Consider the following 4,147-nt stretch of genomic DNA (forward strand, 5'->3'; position numbering starts at 1 on the left):
GAGACTTTCGTATAGAATGTCTCACTAGCGTGGATCGACATGGGGTCAGAGAGAAGGAAAGAAGTATCCCCGTAGCCTTGAATTTCAGTTGATACTTCCGCCGATGTGGCGGTGAACCGCAAATAGTCAACATGCTCTTTCGACTATTGCTTGAAAGCGAGAGGTCAAAACACATAGCAGACAAAGACAGCGCAGCCTCTTGGCGATATCCATGAAGCGACTCTACAAGTCGGGGCTCAGATGGATGCCCCGACCATGCTGGCTGATCAGACGGAATCACGGCGTCGTCAGCGAAGATGGACTTATTACGGCTTTTTCTCGTTTTCTAACAAGATTCGGCCAACTATAATGAGCCCATATATAATTGCGATCACAACTCATCCTGATCGGCCGTCACCTTTCCCATAATCAACTCCCGTGAAGCACCGAACCAGGATTCTTTGGTGGGTAGAGTCAGAAGACAGTTTCAATAGTGCCCGGAATGCCCAATGCTGAGGAAATGGACAACTCACCGATGTATCCCAGAAATCAGGACCTTGAACTTCCTCTGACGAACTCTGAGTGGGATCCTTCATCTGAAGTTCCCGAATCTCATCGCTGCATTTTCTTGACTCGGGTCTGGGTCAACATCATCAGACCTGGACGATCATCCATGAATGTCCAATGAAACCTGGCAAAGTACCAAGCCAAGTAGCCAGAACGCCACCCGGCTTGAAATACCCAGAAAGCCGGAATTTTGAGATCGAAATTCCGCCGGTGCGGGTCCGATGTGGGATTGTTCGCCGAGTGACCTCAACCAAGCCAGAAAAGCCAGAGAAACCCATAGGGCATGCTGCCACCGCTGTTACTCGTAGATCTCGAACTTCATCTGACGACCTCTGAGTGAAATTCTTCATCTGAAGTTCCCGAATCTAATCATTGCATTTCCTCGACTCGGGTCTGGGTCAACCTCATCAGACCTGGAACATCATCCATGCATGTCCAATGAAACCTGGCAAAGTACCGAGCCAAGTAGCCAGGACTCCACCCGGCTTGAAATACCCAGAAAGCCGGAATTTTGAGATCGGAATTCCCTTGGTGCGGGGCAGATGTGGGACTGTTCGCCGAGTGACCCCAACCAAGCCAGAAAAGCCGGAGTAAACCCATAGGGCATGCTGCCACCGCTGTTACTCGTGGATCTCAACGATCTTGGTCGCAGGAGGTCTCAGCGAGTGACTATCGTTCAGAAGGCGGAAGCGGCTTTTGTCTGGTGATATGAATTTGGAAAGGAGCAGCAGGCTGTCGCGATCGATGCGCTTCATGACCAAATGTCGAAGCATACTCCAATGCAGATCGAGTGAAACATGATGACGAAATGTGATAAAACATTGTGCAGGTTGTTTTGTGGATCATCTTGTTTTGCTGGGATTGCTCCTAGACGGATACTAATATGGCCATAGGATTACTCCTGGAGTCTTACTGCTATTTGTCCTGATCGGCAATCCCGTTTGCCTCTCATGAAGCCACCCTGTGCATCTTACTTTGAACCTATCTATTCGGAAAAGTCCTCTATCTCTTCAAACCAAACCCATGCCAATTCTTTCCACTTTGCACCTCGCAACAACTGCCGCTTGAAAAACGGCTCTCCGTTCTTGAGGTTGTAACGAATCAGGATGGCCGAGTCGGGCACCGTTCCTGCCATCCAGCATTCTCGCATATAGTCCAGCACCTTGGGGCCGAACAGATCCTTCACCCTTGGCTTTATGACGTCCTCGATCAGCTTCTCTATGCCGGGATCAGCAAGCAACTGCTCAAGGACGAATGGGTAAGGACCCGATTTGAATTCCATTCCCCTGCCCCTCAGCCAATCATATGTCGTTTCCTGCGTTGTCTTCTTACTATCGGCCTGATCCGCGGGGCCGACCCCCCAAAGGAAGCTGTCGGCATTCCTCAAGTATCTTTCGAGCTTCGCCTTCTTCTTGTCATCCATGTTAGCCACCTCCTTGCTTGGTTGATGCAATCCTATTCTGTTGTCATTTACTTTTGCATTAACAGTAGCATATTATTATCACAATGTAAATATACCATTTATGTATACATAAAAGTAGCACACAAAATGATGACAATATCTTGCTAAATTCAGTAGGAAGGATAGCCGGTTGTGCTTAAAAGGAACCTTTTTTGACTTTGGGCGATACAGGATGCAATCGCCACTAATTTCTCCGAACCATTCAGCCTCGTCCTGGTGATCGAAACATCACAAAGCTTGGGTATTTCGAGACTAAAGGGTGCATCCGCTCAATTATGAGATCATTCGTATGTCGTTCGATGTGTTAGTGGGAGGAGGCTCTTTTTAGTATAGCCGAGGAACTGGTTTTGCTATCCAAAAAGATACTATGAAGGGGGCCCCCGGGTTAAGATATCCTCTTGGTAAGCAGAAAACAAACAAGAGGAGGAATCATGACCCAGACCACCCTTCAGGAACAACATACCGGAAACGAGCAGGTTTTGTACATGGCCTTTGAGTTGGCGAACAAGACGTGGAAACTTGCTTTCGGGAGTGGGGGGAATCCCAGAATTATTGAGATGCCGGCCAGAGACCAGGAACGTTTGATTGAGGAAATTGCCAGGGCAAAGAAGAGATTCAGCCTTCCGCAGGAAGCACACGTGGTGAGTTGCTATGAGGCCGGCCGGGACGGATTTTGGATACATCGATATCTGCTTTCGGTAGGCATTCAGAACATTGTGGTGGATTCATCGAGCATCGAGGTGAACCGAAGGAAACGCCGGGCGAAGACAGACCGGATCGATGCCATGAAGCTGTACACGATGCTTGTCAGACATGATCGAGGCGAGAAAGGCGTCTGGAGCGTGGTTCGGGTTCCCAGCCGGGAAGACGAGGATGAGCGCCGTACTCATCGGGAGATAGAGCGGCTGCAGAAAGAGCGAGGGGCGCACAGCAGTCGCATAAAATCGCTCCTGGTAACCCAGGGGATTGTAGCCAAGGTGAACCGGGATTTGCCCGAACTACTCGAGAATGTTCGGCTCTGGGACGGATCACCGCTGAGCCCGCAGCTAAAGGCAGAGATCAAACGTGAGTTTTCTCGGATGGAAGAGGTAGACCGGCAGCTTCGGGAGATACGTGGGCAACAGAGGGACATGCTCAAAGTAGCTGAAGCAACTAAAGAGGAGGAAGCATCGCCCTCGGCCAACTCGCTGAAGAAGGTTGAGATGGTACTGGGGCTGACGTGCCTGCGAGGCATTGGCGAGAGGTCGGCGTGGCCATTGATTTACGAATTTCTCTGGCGGGACTTTGGAAACCGGCGTGAGGTAGCCAGTGCGGCGGGCCTGGTGGGGACACCATACGACAGTGGCGGGAGTGTTCGAGAACAGGGCATCAGTAAAGCAGGAAACAAGCGGATCCGGCGGCTCATGGTGGAATTGGGCTGGTATTGGTTGCGATACCAACCGGAGAGTGCGATTACGGTGTGGTTCAATGAGAGGTTCGCTCAAGGCGGGAAACGGATGCGGCGGATAGGGATCATAGGGGTGGCCAGGAAATTGCTCATAGCGCTCTGGAAATACGTGAAGTTTGGTCAGGTACCCGAGGGCGCCCAGCTCAAAGAGGGGAAGTGTCTCACATAGGGACCGACTGAAAAAGGAGATTCGAGAGGAACCGAAAGTATGAAAGCTCGTTGGTTGAAGATGCCCGTTGGTCCCCTGGGTAACTCCAGGAGCTTACCGTCAAAAAGATGGGGCAGCTTCACCAGCGGTTTCGCTGTCGCCATCAGGCGTATGCAGAATTTGGTGTCTCGCCGACTGGCGAGCACGGATAGAAGGTGGTCAGGGACAGTATCTCCCTTAGACCCGCAATGAAACCGGCCAACGTATTGCCAGCCAGACTTTGGTTCCCACGCGGAGACCTATCTCGAAGAAACGAACTGTCTTTTCACAATCGACCAATGAAATAGGAAACGAGATGCCTCGACCCCGGTGATAGCGTGGCCTTCGCCCACGACTCAATCAAGGTAAAGGCTCCGCCCGATCTTTGGGATCGCCCTTGATTGATCCACGGGCTCAGGCTGGGATAGATCGTAGGTCGAGGCGGTAAAAGCAAAGACGGAAATAGACCAAGGGGCTTGACAAGGAGCCCCTCATAGAAGGGAAC

General features: G+C 51.0%; 2 protein-coding genes. One reads left to right on the plus strand and one right to left on the minus strand.

The window, feature by feature from the left end:
• Positions 1-1,531: 1,531 nt before the first annotated feature.
• The gene (locus tag PHV74_15200; protein MDD5095700.1) at positions 1,532-1,969 is read right to left on the minus strand and encodes a hypothetical protein; all 438 of its coding nucleotides are present in this window, start codon (positions 1,967-1,969) and stop codon (positions 1,532-1,534) included.
• A gap of 470 nt (positions 1,970-2,439) precedes the next feature.
• Between PHV74_15200 and PHV74_15205 the strand changes: the two genes are divergently transcribed.
• Positions 2,440-3,624 (plus strand): IS110 family transposase, encoded by a 1,185-nt coding sequence (locus PHV74_15205; GenBank protein MDD5095701.1) that lies wholly within the window; start codon positions 2,440-2,442, stop codon positions 3,622-3,624.
• Positions 3,625-4,147 lie beyond the last annotated feature (523 nt).

Source organism: Dehalococcoidia bacterium, assembly GCA_028711995.1.
Lineage (GTDB): Bacteria > Chloroflexota > Dehalococcoidia > SZUA-161 > SpSt-899 > JAQTRE01.